Origin of the sequence: Flavobacterium piscis, from assembly GCF_001686925.1 — a bacterium.
GTDB classification, from domain to species: domain Bacteria; phylum Bacteroidota; class Bacteroidia; order Flavobacteriales; family Flavobacteriaceae; genus Flavobacterium; species Flavobacterium piscis.
Genome location: NZ_LVEN01000013.1, coordinates 155,092 through 175,593, shown reverse-complemented (window position 1 = coordinate 175,593; position 20,502 = coordinate 155,092). Strand labels below are relative to the sequence as shown.

The following is a 20,502-nucleotide window of genomic DNA, read 5'->3' as shown; positions in this document are numbered from 1 at the left end:
AAGATATTTCTTTCTTATTTAAAAAAAACATCAAAAAGATAAGGAATTGTAATTAAAATACTATAAATTGTATTTCATCGAAAACATAATATAACGAGGCTGTACAGTATATTGTGAAACTCTTGTAGAAAACTGCGAGAAGCTGTCATCATTAAGATATTTAGTGTTTAGTAAGTTGGTAGCCGATAATTTGTACTCCCATTTGCTATTCTTTTTTTGATAAATTAAACTTGCACTTAAAAAATCATATTCGTTATCGACTGTTTTATTGCCATTGTAATAATGGTAAAACTCATATTCTGAAACAAACGAAAAACTATTTAGGAAATAATAATCTAATCTTGCAAAAGGTTTATCGGTATAATACGTTGAGCCGCTATATTTGTTAATCAAAGCATTATAACCAAACTCGATATTAGGCATGTTTTTATAATTCGTTGAAGCTTTTACCGTGTAGCTCTGCACAAAACTTTCTGTCGTGGCCAATTCATTATTCTGGATATTGTTGAATTTTGACCAATTGAAACTTGCATTTACAGATGCTTTATAATTCTTTAAAAACGAACGCCCGTAATTTCCCATTCCGCTAAAAGTTTCATCTGCCAAATTAGAATTATACGGTGAGGATGACTGGTTAATTCCCGTAAAATCTGCACTGGTTTTAATGGCATCTACTTTTTTAGTATAGGTTGCATTGGCAAAAATATTCTCAAAATTAAACATATTGTATTTGAAATAACGAAGCGTATGAACTTGCGAAGTAGCATTCTCCAACAAACGATTTCCGCGGAACAAGCTACTGTAATCAGACAAAACAAAACCCGCAGCCAACTGATTAATATCTGTAAAATCATTGGTTAAAGAAAAATTATACGTTAGTGTTTCTGCTTTTTTAATTTGATACAGAGCAAAAAAATCAGGTAGTACTTTTATGAAATTCTGAGAATAATCTGTTCCTAGCTGTGTGTTTTTCATGTTATAGGAATGTACGCTAACTCCGGGAGTTAAAGTAAATTTCCCTGCCAGAATTTTATAATGAAATCCAAGAAATACATCATTAAAATTATAGTTGACCTTATTGTTGTTGTCGGGATCATTTAAATCATTTCGGTCTCCGTTATCCAACATTTGAAAAATATGGGAATTAAAATCCTGATATGAGAATGTATTTCCAAGTGTAATATTGATGTTGCTTTTTGGTGTTACCATATAATAGTAATCCAATTTAGCGTCTAACTTATTTGTTTTTACAAATCGATCCTGATTGAGGTCATTTCTTTCCTGTCCCGAAGTATAACCTGCTAAATCAAAAGGTTGTGTGCGTAAATTAGCATTATAAAATGGGTTTTCGTCCTGATACAAATGCTGCATTTCAAAAGCAAAAATATTTTTATCGCTTTGTGTATAATACAAACTAAGATCTTGTTTTATGGATGTTGGATCCTGTTTTTTACCCGTAAGGATAGTCTCCAAAGTCGAAACTTTATTCACCACAGACTCACGCAATAGATCGGTATCTTCATTTTGTTTGGATAATTTCGTTAAAATATCATAATCAAACTGAAATTTATCATTGGGCTTATACGTGGAACTCAGTTTAAAAAGTCCCAGATTATTTTTTTGATGTGTTTCTTCTTCTCTTTTTTGCTCATCTCCGGATTCTAAAATCGTCGTTTGCGATTTCGTTTCCAAATCTGTTTTTGAAGTCGATAAGATTCCGAAACCGCTAATATTCCATTTTTTGGTAACAGAATAAGCAAAGTTTGTGGCTCCAAATTTCGTCTCAATTTCTTTAGCGCGATTGTTTCTTAAAATCGAAATTCCTAAATCGTTTGATGAAATATTAAAATTACTTCCGCCCTTTTGCATGATATTTTTAAATCCTCCTGTGAACTTAAAATAATCCTGAGCTGTAAGCGGTAGTTCGCCAATATTATTAAAATTGGTAATTACGTTGATGCTGTATTTCGGGCTGTAATAAAACAATTTAGGATTAATAATATAACGGCTATCGAGTTCTCCAACTCCTGTTCCGGCTGTTACATCTCCAAACCAAAAGTTCTTTTTACCTTCTTTTAGTTTAATATTCATCGCTACATTATCCTGATCGTTTCCTAAACCTTTTAGAGCGCCTACTTCATTATAATTTCTTAATACCTGAATTTTATCAATCGCATCGGCAGGAATATTTTTAACGCCAAGTTTGGTGTCTCCGTCAAAAAAATCCTTTCCCTCAACCATTAACTTACTTACTTTTTTACCTTCCACTTCAATTTCTCCATCGGCATTTACCTCAACTCCTGGCAATTTTTTCAGTACATCTTCCAGCTTTTTTTCGGTTCCGGATTTAAACGAATCAGCATTGTACACAATAGTATCTCCTTTTATAGAAACCGGCATTTCACGCACAATCTCAACACCCTGAAGTTCGATTCCGGCATCATCCATGACAATGTTCTGAACGATGTTTACGCTTTGCGTAGAAACGGCGATTTCTTTCGATTTCATTCCCAGATAACTTACTTTAATTGAGTAAGAAGTGTTAGGCTTCAATGTAAGCTGAAATTTTCCTTTATCGTTGGTAATTCCATAAGAATCCATTGCTTTGGTAGCAGTATTTACGGCCATTATATTGGCCATCTCTAACGGATTTTTTTGCTCATCCTGAATAAATCCGTCAAAACGAACACTTTGAGAAAAGCATATAGAAGTAAATAAAAAGGCGAATATAAAAAGTGTTTTGTTCATCAAGAAATGATTAGAATAAAATTTTTACTGATTAAAGACTTATCTTCCAATTGTTTGTGCTGGTCCGCTTGAACGACCACGATTCATTTCTCTAAATTCTTCCATTTTTTTAACTACTGTTTCATCATAATCCTTCTGCGAGACTACTTTTCCTTTTTTAGAAGGCTTAATATCCACTTTGTCTTTTGCATTCAAAATAATTTTTGAACATAAAATTGTAGTTGTTCCATCATTTATTTCTAAAATTAAACCAGGAAGTCCCCAATAATTTTCGGGACCTTGGTTTACTGGAATTTCAGGCGTATACCAAGCAGTTACAACAATTTCTTTTGGCAACTCAAAATTGTCTTCAAAATTGGTTTTAGTTTCTCCGGAAGTTTTTTTAGATTCCTCTTTTTTATCATCTGTTTTTTTAGGTCTGAAATTTCTAAAATCGGTTTTACTTGGTTCTTTTACTGCAGTGGCTTTAAAGCAATTATATCCTCCAATTTGTTTGGTCTCCTGCTCTAATTTCCAGTTTAATTTGGGCAGCGAATCTATAACCAGGAATTCTTTACCCATAAATTCTTTATCAACGGTATATGATTTTGTTTTAACATCTTTATAGAAAGTGCCTCCGCCTCCCATCATTGAACTCACCATAACACGAAAACCACCTTGTTGTCCCGGAGCTTCCAGTTTTTCTTCTTCTTTATAAATAGAAGCCGATTTATCAAAATTCAGAATAAACGTTTTTTCCAGCATTTTTTTCATTCGCTCTTCCATACTCTTTTGCATTTCCGGTGTGATATCACGATTGCCCCGCATGCCTTCAAACTTTGGTACCTGCGTTTTTGACTCATAAACAGCCATTCCCTGAAAATCTTTTTGAGCCTGCACTTGAGTAAATACAAACAGCAAAGACATATAACAAATTACTTTTTTCATTTCGTTTTCTTTAAAATTGAGTAAAGCCGATAAAACTTACACTCAAATGTATTGTTTATTTTAAAATTCCGAAAGTTAAATATATCAATAGCGAGAAGATATAGACAAAATCGACTATTGCTTAGACTATTACGATACAATAGGACTAACGAACTAAATCTTTATCTTTAAGTAATTTCTACTTTAGTTTTTTGTAATTTGGCTCTTTAGAAACCAAGTATTATGAGCAAAACGGCACATATTTTTTTATTTTTTCTTTTTATTGCCTGCTCTTTTTCAGCTGTTTTTTCGCAAAACCAAAAAATAAAAGCAAACTCTCTTTCTCGTCTCTCAACTGATGCTGATGATTTTTCAGGTTACGATTCTTTTGGATATTCTTATCAGATTAAAAATAATGTATTCAGCAAAATCAAAGACAAAGAGCGATTTGAGTATAAAAATGTATCACTGGGAAAAATCACCAAAGTCGATTTGCAAAATCCGCTTAAGATCGTTTTATTTTATGAAGATTTTAATACCGTTATATTATTAGATAATCAGCTCAATAAAGTGACTGAGATTAATTTTTCTCTCAATAATACACCTATTGTTGTTTCGGCGATCGGAATGTCTACACAAAATCAGCTTTGGATTTACAATGCCTTAAACCAGCAAATTAGTCTTTTTGATTATTTAAAAAATGAATACAAAACCGTTTCTACTCCATTAATAGAAACCATAAAATATTACCAAACCGACTTTAATACCTTTTATTGGATTGATAAAAAAAACAACTGGTTTTCCTGTGATATTTTCGGAAAAACAACTTCGTTAGGAAAAGTGTCTGATTTTGATGCCATCGAAATAATCAATAATCATCAATATCTTTTTAGCAAAGCTAATTTGTTGTATTTTAAAGACATTACAAGTACAAATTCAAATGCATTTTCTGAAATTGAAATTTTAGAAAAATCGTTTGACAAATTCTGCTACAAAGACCAAATTTTATCTATTTTTACAGCTAAAGAAATAATAAATTATAAAATCGTAACACCGTAATGCACATAGCAATAGCAGGAAATATAGGAGCAGGGAAAACAACTTTAACTAAATTATTGGCCAAACATTTCAAATGGGAACCTCATTATGAAGATGTAGTTGATAATCCGTATTTAGATGATTTTTACCATCAAATGGAGCGCTGGTCGTTTAATTTGCAGATTTATTTCCTGAACAGCCGTTTCCGTCAGGTATTGCAAATTCGCGAAAGCGGAAAGAAAATCATTCAGGACAGAACGATTTATGAAGATGCTTATATCTTTGCTCCCAACTTATATTCGATGGGATTAATGACGAGTCGCGATTTCGAAAACTATACTTCGCTTTTTGAATTAATGGAAGGATTAGTAAAATCGCCTGATTTATTAATTTATCTAAGAAGCTCTATTCCTAATTTAGTAGGGCAAATTCACAAACGCGGACGTGATTACGAAAACTCTATTTCTATTGATTATTTAAGCCGATTAAATGAAAGATACGAAGCCTGGGTACAAACGTATACTAAAGGAAAATTATTAATTATTGATGTTGATAATATTAATTTCGTTGATAATCCGGAAGATTTAGGAAACATCATTAATAGAATTGATGCTGAATTGAATGGGTTGTTTTAAACACTGATTTACTTCGTCTATTCGACTTTACGATCTCGGGTCACGAATTTACACGAAATAAAAAATGCCTCTAAAATTATTTAGAGGCATTTTTTATTATCCTAACAGGTTTTCAAAACCTGTTGGTATGATATTTCATTTTTAATTTGCAGTCAAACAAATACCTAACAGGTTTCGAAAACCTGTTAGGATACATCGCCAAATTACTTCGCAGCTTCAATTTTAGCTTTTACCTCAGCTTCTGTTCCTTCATAAACTTCGGTTGTTGTTTTACCATTTGCTGTTTTTGTCACAGTTCCGGTTGTAACGCCGTTAACAGTAGACAAATTCACCTCAAGTCTGTTTTTGCTATATTTTCTTGTATCAAAACAATCTGTTTTTTGGTAGGCATATTTTCCGTTGGCATCATAATGTGCGAGACATTTTGCCGTTTCTTCGGCTGTGCATCCTTTTTCTTTGCACATTTTTATGCATTCTTCTTTGGTCATACCTGACAAATCTCCACATTTAGAAACTCCTCCTGCATGCATTTCAGTTTTAGCACAACAGGAACCATTTTCAGCCAAACCAGCTGTAGCATGTCCTTCACCTAATATAGGCGCAATTACCAAACCTATTAAGCAAGTTAATTTGATCAGGATATTCATAGATGGTCCTGAAGTATCTTTAAACGGATCTCCTACTGTATCTCCGGTTACGGCAGCTTTATGTGCATCAGAACCTTTGTAAGTCATCTCTCCGTTGATTAAAACTCCAGCTTCAAAAGATTTTTTAGCATTGTCCCAGGCACCTCCGGCATTGTTTTGAAAAACAGCCCATAGCACACCAGAAACAGTAACTCCAGCCATATATCCTCCTAACATTTCAGCAATTAACTGATTGTTGTCTGCATAAACTAATTTACCTAAAAGTACAATCGCAATTGGGAAACCAATAGTAAGAATTCCTGGTAACATCATTTCGCGTAAAGCGGCTTTTGTAGAAATCTCAACGCATTTTCCGTATTCCGGTTTTCCGGTTCCTTCCATTATTCCAGGAATTTCCTTAAACTGACGACGTACTTCGTACACCATATCCATAGCGGCTTTTCCAACAGAATTCATCGCCAAGGCTGAAAATACTACCGGAATCATTCCACCCACAAATAACATCGCTAAAACCGGCGCTTTAAAAATATTGATTCCATCTATTCCTGTAAACGTTACATATGCTGCAAACAAAGCCAATGATGTTAAGGCTGCAGAAGCAATTGCAAATCCTTTTCCGGTTGCTGCAGTTGTATTCCCTACTGAATCTAAAATGTCTGTTCTGGTACGTACTTCTTTTGGTAATTCGCTCATTTCGGCAATTCCTCCCGCGTTGTCAGAAATTGGCCCAAAAGCATCAATTGCCAATTGCATAGCAGTAGTTGCCATCATAGCTGAAGCCGCCAACGCTACTCCATAAAATCCTGCCAGTGCATACGAAATCCAGATTGCCGCTGCGAACAAAATTACAGTTGGAAAAGTAGAAATCATTCCCGTTGCCAATCCTGCAATAACGTTTGTTCCTGCCCCTGTAGATGATTTTTGTACAATTGCCATAACGGGTTTTGTACCTAATCCTGTATAATATTCCGTAACAGATGAAATAGCTCCACCCACCACTAGCCCAACTAAAGTGGCATAAAAAACACGCATTGACGAAATATCTTTAGAACCTTCGCCAAAAAAGCTCATTTGCATAGTTTCCGGCAGCATGTATTTTACCAGAAAGAAACAAGCAATAGCAGTTAAAACAATCGAAACCCAGTTTCCTATATTTAATGCTTTTTGTACTTGTGCTTCTTTTGCGTTGTCATCAGATATTTTTACTAATGTAGTTCCTATAATAGAGAATAAGATTCCGAAACCGGCAATGGCCATTGGCAATAAAATTGGACCAATACCGCCAAAAATATCCTGGATATTTCCCCCCATATCTTTGATCACGTAATTTCCTAAAACCATAGCTGCCAAAACTGTTGCTACATACGAACCAAATAAATCGGCTCCCATACCTGCAACGTCTCCAACATTATCTCCTACATTATCTGCAATTGTAGCAGGATTGCGAGGATCATCTTCCGGAATTCCGGCTTCTACTTTACCTACTAAATCTGCTCCAACATCGGCAGCTTTTGTATAGATTCCGCCACCAACTCTGGCAAACAAAGCGATTGATTCTGCTCCCAATGAAAATCCTGCTAAAGTTTCTAAAACCTTAGTCATATCTTCAGATGAAGTCCAAACCCCATTCATAAATATTTGAAAGAAAACGATAAAAAATCCTGTTAGACCTAAAACAGCTAAACCTGCAACTCCAAGCCCCATTACGGTACCACCACCAAAAGAAACTTTTAAGGCTTGCGGCAAACTTGTGCGGGCCGCCTGAGTGGTTCTAACGTTTGTTTTAGTGGCTATTTTCATTCCCATATTTCCGGCCAAAGCCGAGAAAAACGCTCCAAAAATAAACGCCACTACTATTAATATATGTGTAGTAGGAACAATAAAAGAAATTCCGGCTAAAACTATACTGGCACCAATTACGAAAAAAGTCAGTAATCGGTATTCTGCCTTTAAAAATGCTAATGCGCCTTCGTAGATGTAATCTGAGATCTCTTTCATCTTGCCGTCGCCAGCATCTTGTTTCAGGACCCAAGTCCTTTTTATCGCCATGAAGAGTAATCCTATAATTGCCATAACAATTGGCAAGTAAATCATAAATTCGTTCATAATATTATAATGGTTATTGGTTAATATTCAATAAACTATGTAAAACGAATTTAAACAAAAAAGCAATACTCCTGACGGCAGTATTGCTTTTTTTATAATAGAATAGGGTAAAAATTATTTAATACTAAATAATCCCTCTGGTTTATTTTCAATATCATCAAAACGCTTTGTACACTCAGCAATAATTGCAAATGCTTCGTTTACATCTCCCCAACCTTCAACATCTACTTGTTTGTTTTCAAGGTCTTTGTATACTTGGAAGAAGTGCTCTATTTCTTTCAATAAGTGACCATTAATATCTGAAAGGTCATTTAGTGAATTCCAGATTGGATCTGAAACCGGTACACAAATGATTTTTTCGTCTGGTCCTTTATCATCTGCCATATGGAAAACCCCAATTGGTTTTACTTCTATAACACAACCAGGAAAAGTTGGCTCGTTTATTAAAACTAATACATCAAGAGGATCTCCGTCAAGTGCTAATGTTTCAGGAATAAATCCGTAATCAGCCGGGTACATCATCGAAGAGAATAACATTCTGTCGAAACGCATTCTTTTGATTTCAAAATCGTACTCGTATTTATTTCTACTTCCACGTGGTATTTCGATTAATACATCGAAAGTCGTTAATTTGTCTGCGGTCATTTTCGTTTTTTATTATTTCTATAATTTCGATTGCAAAAGTAACTAAACAATCCTTTTTTACAATAAAAAACTTCATTTATATACCTACTTTTCTTTTAAATAACAGACAGTTAATATGTAATTTTCCTGTTTCTCTTGTTTAAGTAATAATGCCACAGCAAATATGTTGCATAAGATCGATACGGACTCCATTGTTGGGCATGGATTTCCATTTCGTTTTTGTCATGAATATCAAGTAATTCTTTGATTGTATTAACAACTGCAATATCACCTAACGGAATTAAATCAGGCTCCTGAAGACAAAACATTAAGTAAATATCGATAGTCCAGTTTCCTATTCCTTTTAATTTAATGAGCTCTTCCCGAACTTGTGTTGCGGTTTTTGCTGTTAAACTTTCGATATCTAATTCTTTATTTAAAACGGCATTCGCTAATATCTTAATGTATTTTGTTTTTTGACGGCTTACACCTAAAGCGCGAAATTCTTCATCAGATAAAACAGACATTGTTTCCGGATTGCACATTGTGTAGCCTTTTATTTTTAAGAAGGTGGCTTTCGCCGAATCTATAGAGACTTGTTGCTCGAGGATCAATAATACCAAAGTTTCAAAACCTTGCGGGCGTTTTGGTATTTGAGGTAATCCATATTTTTCTATGATTTCAAGAAAAATTGGATTTTTGGCTGATAGAAAATCGATGGCTTCTTGCATGGCTTGATTTAAGTCTTTCAAAATTAAAAAAGAATCTCACAAAGTCGCAAAATTTTTTTTACGCAGATTTTGCAGATAGAGCAGATTTATTTTTCAATCTATTTTATTGATCTGCCTAAATCTGCGTGAAATAATTTTAATCAATAAAAAACGCCAAGTTGCTAGAAATTAAACTTAGCGACTTGGCGTCTTTGTGGCAATTTATTTTATCTTAAAAATAGAATCCGAACGATCCTTTTACTGCAAATTTATTGGCATCCGGAGTATTTAAATAACTTCCTCTCCAGGAGAAATCGATACGGAATACTTTGAAGATATTCCCGATTCCGGCGTTGTATTCCCAATATACGTTTTCTGGGGCATTGTAGGGTTGCGCCGATGCATTGATTGCTCTGTTAGCATCTGAGATGGTTCCGTAAACTCCTTTTACTCCAACAAATTCTCTCCAGTTTAACTTTCTCATAAATGGAATTCTGGCGAATAATCTTCCTCCAAAATCATGATTCCATTGCAGAGTAGTATATTGATCAGTAATAAATTCGTAGAAATTTAAGTTACTAAACGTGTTTTCGATGGTAAAGTAAGTCTGGTTACCAGGAATTACGCTCATTAATCCTAACGGGATTGTACCAAAGGTTTTTCCGGTTTCAAGGATAATATTTGATCTTCCTAATGGTCCAATTATAATAGGCTGTTTGTAAAATAATTGTATTTTTTCGTAAGCAAAATCACTTTGCATAACTCCTTTTAGTCCATAACTAAAGTTAACAAAGAAATGACTAAACGGGCTGTCTACAATGCTACGCTCTACACCAAAACCAATAGTTTTACGATTGGGCATAAATTCAAACTGAACATTGGCTTCAAACTGTTTTACTGCACTTTGTATGACTCCTGCAGGATTTGCAGCCGTTGGCAGCGTTGTGTAATAATCCAGACTAAACGTTGGTGAAGCAGATTCTAATGTCCTGTATGAAACCCCTGCCTGGACAACAAAGTTTTTTAAGGGCTCCATTTCAACCGAAATATTGCTTAGATTAATATTGGTTAATTTTCCGTTACTTCCTGTTGTAAATAAGGCTGAGGAAGCAAAACTTCGACCTAAAATATCATTTGTTGTGGTTAAGCTGGCACCAATTTGTTCGATGTCTCGCCTGTTTCCTCCGGAGATAATAACTCGTTTTTTCTTGTCGACCATCCATTTTCCTGAAACTCCGTACTTGAATTTATTATCATCAAACCCGTATGCTGTATACGCTTGTATACGCCAAGGGTCATTTGGTCCAAAATAAGTTCTTCCTCCTGCTCTAACCCTTAGGCCTTCGACCTCGTTATAACCAAATGTCGAGAATATTGGCCCGAAATCAAAGTTTTTAAATTCGACGTAGCCGCTTCCTAAAATCGAGACAAGGCTATATAATTGTTTAAATCGCTTGACGGTTTGCAGTGTATCCAGCATTTTGTAAATACCGGCTTCATCTTTATTTAATTTCTCAAAACGATTTTCCTCCCAGAATTCAGGCGGTCGGTCATAAACAGCGTTATCAATAAAATTGACTTCTTCTTTATAGAACTTTTCCGGTTTTGGAATATTAAATTTATGATTGCGATAAAGAGTCGTTCGTTTTCCGTAGACTCCTTTTGATTTTTCTTTTTTATTTAAAGCAAAATCCGACATCATATAATCCCTGGTCAACAAAAAAGTTGAATCATTTTCTACCTCGAATTCCTGTTCGATATAAATATCTTTTACCCAGTTAATATTGGCACTTTTAGTAACGCCCATATTAATTTTCTTGATTGCAAAAGTAGTATCGTTTACCCAAAAGTCTCCTTTGAAGGTTAATTCGTTTTTACGTCTTGGATAAAAAACAATATTATAACACCATTTTTTATCAATAAAAGCACTGTCTTTTAAGACATAATTGTAAACGTCAATTCCGGTTCTTGAAAGCGGACTTGTAAAACTTTTATCGAAAAACTTAAGGTGATTATCGTAAATATTATAATCTGAATAAAGATCTTTTACAAAGGAAAGAATCTGCTGATTTCCGTTGAAACCTGACATTTTATTTCCGGTAATGTTCTCTTTTACTTTCTTTAATTTATTATCACCGTAAACATCATAAACAGATTCGTTGATAAAAATTGGCAGATACGTTTTACCCGTAACATCAGACGTATCAACATGTTTAAAAACAAACTCCATTCCTTTGAAGAGTTTGTTTTTCATAAAAGCACTGTCGATTGTGTTCATATCAAACTCAACTTTCTCGTACTTTTGCATTTGATATTGATTGAATTGGTACAAACCGTTTTTACGTTTGCGTTCCCAGATTTTCCTCAATATATCCAATGCAGGATTATTTTTTTTAGATGTTTTTCCGGTAAAAATCACCACTTCATTAAGTGCCTCAGCTTCGCTTAAAACTATTTTAAAATCATAGTTTACTGCTTTCTCTAATGGAACTTCGCGATCTGAAAATCCTGCTGAACTTACCAATAAAGCAGTATAAGTAGTTGGAGATTCCAGATAAAAACGTCCATCTTCATTGGATACTATTCCTGTATTTGATCCTTTAAAAACAACATTGGCAAAGGGAACAGGCTGATTCGATTTGTCCAAAACAATTCCACTCACTTTTGTTTGTGCTGTACCAATATTCGCAAATGCAAATACAAAAAATAGGCTGAGTAAAATTATTCTTTTCATCGTCTTGGCGTGTGGCAAAAAAAAACTTCATCAATTAAATATGACTGATGAAGTTTTGTGAGTATTTTAAATTTGTATTATTTTTTGTACAATACTTTTTTAACTGCTTTTACTACATCTGCTGCATTTGGCAACCAGTCTTTTAGTAAAACAGGAGAGTAAGGCGCAGGTGTATCCGCTGTTGTAATACGTTGAATTGGCGCATCAAGAAAATCGAAAGCTTGTTCCTGAACGATATAAGTGATTTCAGATGAAATACTTGCAAATGGCCACGCTTCTTCTAAAATTACTAAACGGTTAGTTTTTTTAACTGATTTTAAGATCGCTTCATTATCCATAGGACGCACTGTTCTTAAATCGATAATTTCGCAAGAAATTCCTTCTTTAGCTAATTCATCAGCAGCAATAAAAGCTTCTTTGATGATTTTACCAAAAGAAACGATAGTAACATCAGTTCCTTCACGTTTGATATCAGCAACTCCTAATGGAATTGTGTATTCTCCGTCCGGCACTTCACCTTTATCACCATACATTTGCTCAGATTCCATAAAAATTACAGGATCGTTATCGCGAATTGCAGATTTTAAAAGTCCTTTTGCATCGTAAGGAGTTGAAGGCACAACAACTTTAAGACCCGGAGTATTTGCAAACCAGTTTTCTAAAGCTTGTGAGTGAGTAGCTCCTAATTGACCTGCAGAAGCAGTTGGTCCACGAAAAACGATAGGCACATTAAATTGTCCACCAGTCATTTGACGCATTTTAGCAGCGTTATTTATAATTTGATCAATACCTACTAAACAGAAGTTGAAAGTCATGTACTCCACAATAGGACGACAACCGTTCATAGCTGATCCTACTGCAATTCCTGTAAAACCAAGCTCAGCAATTGGAGTATCGATTACTCTTTTTTCGCCAAACTCAGCAAGCATTCCTTTTGAAGCTTTGTATGCCCCGTTGTATTCTGCAACTTCTTCGCCCATTAAATATATGGATTCATCGTGACGCATTTCTTCGCTCATCGCTTCGCAAATGGCCTCTCTAAATTGTATTGTTCTCATATTTATATTGTATGTTGAATTTTCTGAAGAGCAAAAATAATTATTTTAAATAACTTAAAAGCATAAATTAAGTTTAAAATCACATGAACTTCATTCTGCCTTCTCCTTTTAACTTTTTAAAAATTATTGTGACATTTACGAAATCGATGTAATTGCGATTATTTGCCTCATAAATTGGTTATCTTACAAACTCTGGTCTTTTTGTTAATTTTTATTTTCTAAAATACTCCTACTAAAACGTAAAGAAGCAAAAAAAACAGTATTTTTAGTGTAATTTTTAACACTTGTCCCGATTGCCTGATTTACAAAATTCCTAAGAATCAGAAGAAATGAATGCATTATTTCTTTTTCGACCTAAGAAAACGGTCTCTAAATTTCAGAATCTGCGAAATCGTAATAGTTTTTAAAAAACATTATGCATGCATAGTATTTTATTCCGATTTTAATTTCTAAATTTGTAAAAGCATATTATAAATATAAAATATATACTTATGAAAATATTAGTTTGCATCAGCCACGTGCCTGATACTACTTCAAAAATCAACTTCTCCAATGGTGACTCAGAATTCGATACCAACGGTGTTCAATATGTAATTAATCCTAATGACGAGTTTGGTTTGACACGTGCCATTTGGTTTCAGGAGCAACAAGGCGCTACTGTAACCGTAGTAAATGTTGGCGGACCAGATACTGAGCCTACTTTACGTAAAGCTTTGGCAATTGGTGCAAATGAAGCTATTCGTGTAAATGCTATCCCAACTGATGGTTTTTTTGTTGCAAAACAATTGGCTGAAGTAATTAAAAACGGAGGTTATGATCTTGTAATTGCAGGAAAAGAATCTCTTGATTATAATGGTGGAATGGTTCCTGGAATGATTGCAGGAATTTTAGGTTCTAACTTTTTAAACTCTTGTACAGCTATTACTGTTGATGGGAACAACGTAAAAGCAGTTCGTGAAATCGATGGAGGAAAAGAAACAGTAAGCACTTCTTTACCTTTAATAATTGGTGGTCAAAAAGGTCTTGTTGAAGAAAAAGATCTTCGCATACCAAACATGAGAGGAATCATGACTGCAAGAACAAAAGCTCTGACTATTCTTGAGCCGGTTGATGCTCCTGTAAATACAAAAGCGGTAAAATTTGAAAAACCAGCTCCAAAATCAGCAGTAAAATTAATTCCTGCAGACAATTTAGATGAGTTAATCAATTTATTACACAACGAAGCGAAAGTAATCTAGTAATCAGTTTTCAGTCGCAGTTTTCAGTTTAGCAACTTGAAACCTGAAACTTTAAACTTTTAAACAAAAAAATTATGTCAATATTAATATATGCAGAATCTGCAGAAGGAAAATTTAAAAAAGTTGCTTTTGAATTAGCTTCTTACGCTAAAAAAGTAGCAGAATCACTTGGAACAACTGTTACAGCTTTAACTGTAAACACCAGTGACGTTAGCGAATTGGCTAAATACGGAGTTGATAAAGTACTAAAAGTTACCAACGATAAATTAGCAGGTTTTACAGCTAAGGCTTACGCCGATGTTATCAAGCAAGCTGCTGAAAAAGAAGGCACAAAAGTAGTTTTACTTTCTTCGACTACAGACAGTATTTACCTTTCATCATTAGTTGCCGTGGCTTTAAATGCCGGTTTCGCATCAAATGTTGTTGGATTACCGGTTAGTACTTCTCCTTTTCAGGTAAAAAGAAATGCTTTCTCAAACAAAGCTTTCAATATTACAGAAATCAATACCGATGTAAAAGTTCTTGGCCTTGCTAAAAACTCTTACGGAATTTTCGAAAGTGCAGGATCCGCAACCGAAGAAGATTTTAATCCATCAATTGGTGATAATGACTTTGGAGTAAAAGTAGAATCTGTAGAGAAAGTAAGCGGAAAAGTATCTATTGCTGATGCTGATATCGTAGTTTCTGGCGGACGTGGATTAAAAGGTCCAGAAAACTGGGGATTAATCGAAGATTTAGCCGCTGTTTTAGGTGCTGCAACTGCATGTTCTAAACCCGTTTCTGATTTAGGATGGAGACCTCACGGCGAACACGTGGGACAAACAGGAAAACCAGTTGCAACCAACTTATACATTGCAGTAGGGATTTCTGGTGCTATTCAGCATATTGCGGGTATCAACTCATCAAAAGTAAAATTGGTTATCAATAATGATCCTGAAGCTCCTTTCTTTAAAGTGGCAGATTATGGTATAGTTGGAGATGCATTTACAATTGTTCCTGAATTAATTGAGAAATTAAAAGCTTTTAAAGCACAACATTCTTAATTTAAAAATTCTCTATAAAAATATAGCTGCCTAAAAACAAGATAATCGTATCTTTGTTTTAGGTGGCTTTTTTGTTCCATATTTTTTGATTAAAATTGCACCTTTATTTTTCAATCAAAAAAAGTCTTAAAATGAGGCAATAATTGCCCTTTTTTACCCATATATATGAGTCTAGTAAAATTATCTATAAAAGGAATTTCATACAGCCAAACTCAAAATGGCGCTTATGCCTTAATTTTGAACGAAGTTGATGGCGAACGAAAATTACCAATAGTTATTGGTGCTTTCGAAGCCCAATCGATTGCTATTGCCTTAGAAAAAGAAATAAAACCTCCTCGTCCGTTAACACACGATTTATTCAAAAACTTTGCCGAAAGGTTTGATATTGTAGTAAAACAAGTCATTATTCATAAACTTGTCGATGGCGTTTTTTACTCGAGTTTAATTTGCGAAAGAGATAAAATCGAAGAAATTATCGACGCCAGAACTTCTGATGCAATTGCATTGGCCTTGCGTTTCAATGCTCCGATTTTTACTTATAAAAACATCTTAGACAAGGCTGGTATCTATTTAAAATCAAATACTGCAGAAACTGATCAGGGTTCTCAGGAAATTGATGATGTGCTTTCTAATCCGGAAACTTTTGGTCATGAAGAAGAAAGTAATCAATCCGGAGATGTTTACGCAAAACATAGTTTGCAGGAACTAAATGAACTTTTAGATCAGGCGGTTTCTCAGGAAGATTATGAAAAGGCAGCAAAAATTAGAGACGAAATTTCGAAAAGATAAATAGATTCTATTATTATAAAACTAATCCAGTTTAAAAAGTGAATTACAAACTTATTATTGTTTTAGTATTATTTATTACTTGTGGGTGTTCCAGAAAAACTACCCCAATTGAATCTTATAAGATCTTAAAAGAAAACAGAACTCTAAGTTCGCACATACCTACCAGCCCGATAGTATTAAATGAAAGTCATGAATTTGAATTAAAAATTAGTGATTCAGTAATGACTTATGGAGAAAAGGAAAAAATTTACACCAACTACAAAGGCTATAATTTTGACTTAAAATCTAATAAAAAATATCGATTAACTATAAGTAGCATATGTGATTGTTTTGGGTTTAAAAAATATATTTTCATTCCTTTAGCATCAATTTTAGATCAAAACGGAAGAACTATAAAAATGGAAGAATTACCGGATAACTTTGATTATCGAAACGGACCTCTTTCACTGAACAAAACCTGGATAATAAACAATACAGCAGATGGCAACTATAAATTGTATGTGGCATCAAACAATACGAATCTAGATCAAAGTCTTTACAAGTTTTTAACTACTCCAGTCCCGATGACAATAAACATTAAGTCATCTATAGGAGGGAAATTTAAAATTAGTATTGAAGAAATAAAATAAGACCCATGAAACAATATTTAGACCTGGTAAAACACGTTTTAGAAAACGGCAATCAAAAAGGAGACCGAACAGGAACGGGAACCAAAAGTGTTTTTGGTTACCAAATGCGTTTTGATTTAAGTGAAGGTTTCCCAATGGTTACTACCAAAAAACTACACTTAAAATCTATTATTTATGAACTTCTTTGGTTCTTAAAAGGTGATACCAACATACAGTACCTTCAAGAAAACGGAGTAAAAATTTGGGATGCCTGGGCAGATTCTAATGGAGATTTAGGACCTGTTTACGGACACCAATGGCGCAATTGGAACAGTGAAGAAATCGATCAGATTTCTGAATTGATTACAGAACTAAAAACAAATCCTAACAGTCGAAGAATGTTGGTTTCAGCATGGAATCCATCGGTTTTACCAGATACAAAAAAGTCATTTGAAGAAAATGTTGCGAATAATAAGGCTGCATTACCTCCTTGCCATGCTTTTTTTCAGTTTTATGTAACCAGCCCTGATCCTGAAAAAGGAGAAACAAAAGGAAAATTATCCTGCCAATTGTACCAACGAAGTGCTGATATATTTTTAGGAGTTCCTTTTAATATTGCTTCTTACGCATTGTTAACCATGATGATTGCTCAGGTATGTGATCTGGAGTATGGTGAATTTATTCACACTTTTGGAGATGCACATATTTACAACAATCACTTCGAACAATTAGAATTGCAATTAACACGTGAGCCAAAACCATTACCAAAAATGATCTTAAATCCAGAGATAAAAAACATTTTTGATTTTGATTATAATGACTTTACTCTTTTAGATTATGAACCGCATGCGGGAATAAAAGGTAGTGTTGCCGTATAAAGTATAAAAAAATCCGCTTAAGTTTTTTAAGCGGATTTTTTTATACTTATATTTTATACTACTAAAACACTATTTTCACTTCCTGCAAAATCATTCCATTTATAAGAATCTGCTTCCGGATCATTAACATAACTTCCATCAATTACGTACTTAAACTCGTAAATTGCATCTTTAACTAAGTCATAGGTAGCTTTAAAAGTACCATTTTTCAATTTACTTAAAGTTCCTTCCTCAACATTCCAGTTGTTAAAATCACCAACAACCGCTGCAGAATTTGCATCTTTAGCATCTATAGAAAATGTAACTTTTACTACAGGCTTCGTTTTTATAAATTGTTTCTTTAGAGACATAACTGTTTAGTTTTTAGATTTATAGACGAAATTACACAAATTCAGCTGAATTTTCGATACCTTCAGAACCGATTTATGATAATATCAAAAACCGAATATTTTTTTATCTATTTAGCAATTTAATCTGCATAAAATTTTGGAATTCAAACTCTCAGCGGATTTTAAAAGAAATATTCCAGTATCTAAATAGGGTCGTTACAAAATAAATTTTAACTTTATAACCTCATTTATATCATATGGAAAAAGAAGTTCACGAACAATACGAATACGCCCGAAGAAGACTTAGACAAAAAAAGATCTTATATTTTCATTTTGTACTTTTTCTACTGGGAAGTTTATTTTTATTTATTGCTAATAGATTTTTCGATTTAGGTGCTAACACAGAACAAAATTGGTGTGTTTGGGGAATTACGATATGGTTCTTTATCTTTATTTTACATTTTATAAAGGTGTACATTACAGACAGGTTCATGAATAAAAAATGGGAAAGAGAACAAATTGACCGACTTGTTGGCTTGCAGCAAAAAAGAATTAGTCAATTAGAATCCAGAATAATTGAGGATACCGAAAATAAATTTTAGTTACTAGATTGCTATGATTATAATGATAGCGGCTGTTGCCGAAAATAACGCACTTGGAAAAAACAATGAATTAGTTTGGCATTTACCAAATGATTTTAAAAGATTCAAATCGCTTACAACGAATCATCATATTATTATGGGCAGAAAAACTTTTGAAAGTTTTCCGAAACCTCTCCCAAACAGAGTTCATGTTGTAATAACACGACAAAAAGATTATCATCCGGAAGGATGCATCATAGTTGACAGTATCGAAAAAGCAATTGCCGCATGCCCTGAAAACGAAGATTCTTATATCATTGGCGGAGGCGAAATTTATAATCTGGCCTTACCTTATACCGATATTATTGAGATAACCAAAGTTCACCATACTTTTGAAGCTGATGCTTTTTTTCCTAAAATCAGTAAAAGTGAGTGGCAACTGGTAGAATCTGAAGAAAATTTTAAGGACGAGAAACATCTTTTTGATTATACTTACGAAACATACATTAGAAAATAAGAAAACAAAAAAAACATCCTCTTGTGAAGGATGTTTTTTAAAACGATTGATTAGATTTGACTCATTCGAGTAATAGTTTTGGAAAAAAAATCACAAATGTTATAAAACATTTGAATAACTGAATAACATTTACTGTTAAATGAGAACGAATCTCAAAGAGCCTTTAATAACAAATACCACTAAGATATTAAAGGCAAGAAAATTAAAATTTCCAAAAACAAATTTAATCCTAAGAACGTATTTCGCACTTTAAAGAGTATTGGCCCCAAGAACAATACTTTCAAAACTACTTACAAGAACAAATGAAATTACCAGTGCGAAAAAAATCTTCATCTGATTAAGTCAAAAATTCAATCAATCATTAAAATTCTATCTTTTTAACTGTAGCAAAGTTGGCCATAAAATCCATGTCCCACAATACCCACTTTTAGTGATTTTATCAAAATACCCACTTTTGGTGATAGCAAAAACCCAACATACAATATCAATTAAAAGCCTTCTGCTAAAACAATTAATTTACAAATTCAAAAACTCAATTACAGTTAAGTCAGATTGTATTATATTTGCGTAAATAAAAAAAATGTCTGAAAAAATAACCCCATATAAAGACTCTTCTTTAGGTAAAAAAGAGCAGGTTGCCCAAATGTTTGATAACATCTCGGGGAACTACGACAATTTGAATCGCGTAATTTCATTTGGAATCGATATTAAATGGCGAAAGAAAGTATTAAAAATAGTTTCGGATAAAAAACCCAAAGTTATTCTTGATATCGCAACAGGTACTGGCGACCTGGCTATTTTAATGGCGCAAACAAATGCCGAAAAAATAATTGGACTGGATATTTCTGCAGGCATGCTGGAAGTTGGAAAAAAGAAAATCGCAGAAAAAGGATTATCAAATTTGATTGATATGGTTTTGGGCGATTCTGAAAAAATTCCTTTTGAAGACAACTATTTCGATGCTATAACTGTTGGTTTTGGTGTTCGAAATTTTGAAAATCTAGAAAAAGGTTTTGCTGAAATTTTGAGAGTTCTAAAACCTAATGGTGTTTTTGTAATTCTGGAAACTTCGGTTCCTGATAAAACACCTTACAAACAAGGCTATAAATTTTACAGCAAAAACATACTTCCTATCATTGGTAAATTATTTTCTAAAGACAATGCCGCTTATGGTTACTTGTCTGAATCTGCTGCTGTTTTTCCTTATGGAGAAGCATTAAACAATATTTTGAGAAAAATTGGGTTTATAGATGTTGTATCCATGCCTCAAACTTTTGGGGTTGCCACCATTTATTCTGCATCTAAAAAATAGT

At 33.7% G+C, this 20,502-nt stretch carries 18 protein-coding genes; 10 read left to right on the top strand and 8 right to left on the bottom strand.

Annotation, left to right across the window (positions count from 1 at the left end):
* Nucleotides 1-60: 60 nt before the first annotated feature.
* Together FLP_RS09450 and FLP_RS09445 are read right to left on the bottom strand one after the other, a co-directional pair.
* Complete coding sequence (locus tag FLP_RS09450) at nucleotides 61-2,748, bottom strand: carboxypeptidase-like regulatory domain-containing protein (RefSeq protein WP_065449276.1); 2,688 nt, start codon at nucleotides 2,746-2,748, stop codon at nucleotides 61-63.
* 39 nt (nucleotides 2,749-2,787) lie between these two features.
* The gene (locus FLP_RS09445; protein WP_065449275.1) at nucleotides 2,788-3,675 is read right to left on the bottom strand and encodes a GLPGLI family protein; all 888 of its coding nucleotides are present in this window, start codon (nucleotides 3,673-3,675) and stop codon (nucleotides 2,788-2,790) included.
* A gap of 222 nt (nucleotides 3,676-3,897) precedes the next feature.
* Between FLP_RS09445 and FLP_RS09440 the strand changes: the two genes are divergently transcribed.
* Together FLP_RS09440 and FLP_RS09435 are read left to right on the top strand one after the other, a co-directional pair.
* Nucleotides 3,898-4,713 (top strand): hypothetical protein, encoded by an 816-nt coding sequence (locus tag FLP_RS09440; protein ID WP_065449274.1) that lies wholly within the window; start codon nucleotides 3,898-3,900, stop codon nucleotides 4,711-4,713.
* Nucleotides 4,713-5,327, top strand: a complete 615-nt coding sequence (locus FLP_RS09435) for a deoxynucleoside kinase (protein ID WP_065449273.1) — start codon at nucleotides 4,713-4,715, stop codon at nucleotides 5,325-5,327. The genes FLP_RS09440 and FLP_RS09435 overlap by 1 nt, the downstream gene beginning before the upstream one ends.
* A gap of 203 nt (nucleotides 5,328-5,530) precedes the next feature.
* Here FLP_RS09435 and FLP_RS09430 read toward each other — a convergent pair whose 3' ends face one another.
* The 5 genes from FLP_RS09430 to FLP_RS09410 form a co-directional block, all read right to left on the bottom strand.
* Nucleotides 5,531-8,080: a sodium-translocating pyrophosphatase gene (locus FLP_RS09430; protein WP_065449272.1), complete on the bottom strand. Its 2,550-nt coding sequence runs from the start codon at nucleotides 8,078-8,080 to the stop codon at nucleotides 5,531-5,533.
* Between the two features lie 114 nt (nucleotides 8,081-8,194).
* The gene (locus FLP_RS09425) at nucleotides 8,195-8,725 is read right to left on the bottom strand and encodes an inorganic diphosphatase (RefSeq protein WP_065449271.1); all 531 of its coding nucleotides are present in this window, start codon (nucleotides 8,723-8,725) and stop codon (nucleotides 8,195-8,197) included.
* A 110-nt stretch (nucleotides 8,726-8,835) separates the two neighbouring features.
* A complete protein-coding gene (locus FLP_RS09420) occupies nucleotides 8,836-9,435 on the bottom strand; it encodes a DNA-3-methyladenine glycosylase family protein (protein WP_065449316.1) in 600 nt (199 codons plus the stop codon).
* 211 nt (nucleotides 9,436-9,646) lie between these two features.
* Nucleotides 9,647-12,148, bottom strand: a complete 2,502-nt coding sequence (locus tag FLP_RS09415; RefSeq protein ID WP_065449270.1) for a DUF5686 and carboxypeptidase-like regulatory domain-containing protein — start codon at nucleotides 12,146-12,148, stop codon at nucleotides 9,647-9,649.
* A gap of 77 nt (nucleotides 12,149-12,225) precedes the next feature.
* Nucleotides 12,226-13,206 (bottom strand): pyruvate dehydrogenase complex E1 component subunit beta, encoded by a 981-nt coding sequence (locus FLP_RS09410; RefSeq protein WP_065449269.1) that lies wholly within the window; start codon nucleotides 13,204-13,206, stop codon nucleotides 12,226-12,228.
* Nucleotides 13,207-13,697: 491 nt separating this feature from the next.
* Between FLP_RS09410 and FLP_RS09405 the strand changes: the two genes are divergently transcribed.
* From FLP_RS09405 to FLP_RS09385, 5 genes are all read left to right on the top strand, one after another.
* Nucleotides 13,698-14,444, top strand: coding sequence for an electron transfer flavoprotein subunit beta/FixA family protein (locus FLP_RS09405; protein ID WP_065449268.1), 747 nt, complete (start codon nucleotides 13,698-13,700; stop codon nucleotides 14,442-14,444).
* 74 nt (nucleotides 14,445-14,518) lie between these two features.
* Nucleotides 14,519-15,487 carry an electron transfer flavoprotein subunit alpha/FixB family protein gene (locus tag FLP_RS09400; protein ID WP_065449267.1) on the top strand — a complete coding sequence of 323 codons (969 nt, stop codon included), beginning with the start codon at nucleotides 14,519-14,521 and terminating at the stop codon, nucleotides 15,485-15,487.
* Nucleotides 15,488-15,652: 165 nt separating this feature from the next.
* Complete coding sequence (locus tag FLP_RS09395; RefSeq protein WP_042566126.1) at nucleotides 15,653-16,276, top strand: bifunctional nuclease family protein; 624 nt, start codon at nucleotides 15,653-15,655, stop codon at nucleotides 16,274-16,276.
* A 38-nt stretch (nucleotides 16,277-16,314) separates the two neighbouring features.
* Nucleotides 16,315-16,905 carry a hypothetical protein gene (locus tag FLP_RS09390; protein ID WP_123921658.1) on the top strand — a complete coding sequence of 197 codons (591 nt, stop codon included), beginning with the start codon at nucleotides 16,315-16,317 and terminating at the stop codon, nucleotides 16,903-16,905.
* Between the two features lie 5 nt (nucleotides 16,906-16,910).
* On the top strand, nucleotides 16,911-17,762 hold the full coding sequence (locus FLP_RS09385) for a thymidylate synthase (protein ID WP_065449265.1): 852 nt from the start codon (nucleotides 16,911-16,913) through the stop codon (nucleotides 17,760-17,762).
* A gap of 53 nt (nucleotides 17,763-17,815) precedes the next feature.
* On the opposite strand, the gene FLP_RS09380 is transcribed toward FLP_RS09385, so the two are convergent.
* Nucleotides 17,816-18,112 (bottom strand): isoamylase early set domain-containing protein, encoded by a 297-nt coding sequence (locus FLP_RS09380; protein WP_065449264.1) that lies wholly within the window; start codon nucleotides 18,110-18,112, stop codon nucleotides 17,816-17,818.
* Nucleotides 18,113-18,348: 236 nt separating this feature from the next.
* On the opposite strand from FLP_RS09380, the gene FLP_RS09375 reads away from it, so the two are divergent.
* The 3 genes from FLP_RS09375 to ubiE all read left to right on the top strand — a co-directional run bounded on the left by FLP_RS09375 (nucleotide 18,349) and on the right by ubiE (nucleotide 20,501).
* On the top strand, nucleotides 18,349-18,693 hold the full coding sequence (locus tag FLP_RS09375; protein WP_065449263.1) for a 2TM domain-containing protein: 345 nt from the start codon (nucleotides 18,349-18,351) through the stop codon (nucleotides 18,691-18,693).
* A 13-nt stretch (nucleotides 18,694-18,706) separates the two neighbouring features.
* The gene (locus tag FLP_RS09370) at nucleotides 18,707-19,189 is read left to right on the top strand and encodes a dihydrofolate reductase (RefSeq protein ID WP_065449262.1); all 483 of its coding nucleotides are present in this window, start codon (nucleotides 18,707-18,709) and stop codon (nucleotides 19,187-19,189) included.
* A gap of 580 nt (nucleotides 19,190-19,769) precedes the next feature.
* Nucleotides 19,770-20,501 (top strand): bifunctional demethylmenaquinone methyltransferase/2-methoxy-6-polyprenyl-1,4-benzoquinol methylase UbiE, encoded by a 732-nt coding sequence (gene ubiE, locus FLP_RS09365; protein ID WP_065449261.1) that lies wholly within the window; start codon nucleotides 19,770-19,772, stop codon nucleotides 20,499-20,501.
* Nucleotide 20,502: the final 1 nt, after the last annotated feature.